The sequence below is a fragment of the Flavobacterium branchiophilum NBRC 15030 = ATCC 35035 genome (assembly GCF_002217205.1).
GTDB lineage: Bacteria > Bacteroidota > Bacteroidia > Flavobacteriales > Flavobacteriaceae > Flavobacterium > Flavobacterium branchiophilum.
In genome coordinates this window covers 1-627 of the sequence record NZ_MUGT01000202.1, presented here as the reverse complement: position 1 = coordinate 627, position 627 = coordinate 1, and the positions used below count along the sequence as shown (strand labels likewise).

Sequence of the window (627 nt, the reverse complement as noted above, 5' to 3'; positions counted from 1 at the left end):
GCCTGATTGTTCGCCCAACAAAATGTCTGCCAAGTTGATGGTAGTGGTGCTGGTTTCGCAAATGGTTAGTGTACCGTCTGTACCGGCATTGGGCACTTCGTTGATGTTGATGGTGGCCATACTAAAATCGTCTAAACAAGGAGCGCTACCGGCCACTGTATATTTGAATTGGCTTGTAGTAGCCCCCAAACTAGAGGTAAAAGTACCCGTTGTGGCATTGAAAGTACCACCAACCCCGCTGGTTCTGGTCCAAACCCCGCCTGTTTGCTCGCCTGTAATCAAGCTGAATAAATTAACAGCAGCAGTAGCATCAACACAAATGGTGGTGTTGCCATCGGTACCTGCATTGGCCACGGCATTAACATTTACAGTAGCCAAACTGGAATCGTCTGGACACGGAGAAGTACCCGTAATGGTATAAGTAAAGGTGCTATTGGTAGCACTAGTAGGAACAAAAGTTGCCGATGCAGCCGTAAAAGTACCGCCCGTGCCACTGGTTCTGGTCCAAACCCCGCCTGTTTGCTCGCCTGTAATCAAATCAAATAAATTAATAGCAGTGGTACTGTTTTCGCAAACCGTAGTGCTGCCATCGGTGCCGGCATTGGATACTGGACTGATGTTTACAGT

Annotated in this window: 1 protein-coding gene; it reads right to left on the bottom strand. The window is 48.0% G+C overall.

Annotated elements, in window-relative coordinates; translation table 11 throughout:
- The coding region (locus tag B0A58_RS15780) for a hypothetical protein (protein WP_207758872.1) at positions 1 to 627 on the bottom strand (627 nt) is incomplete at both ends.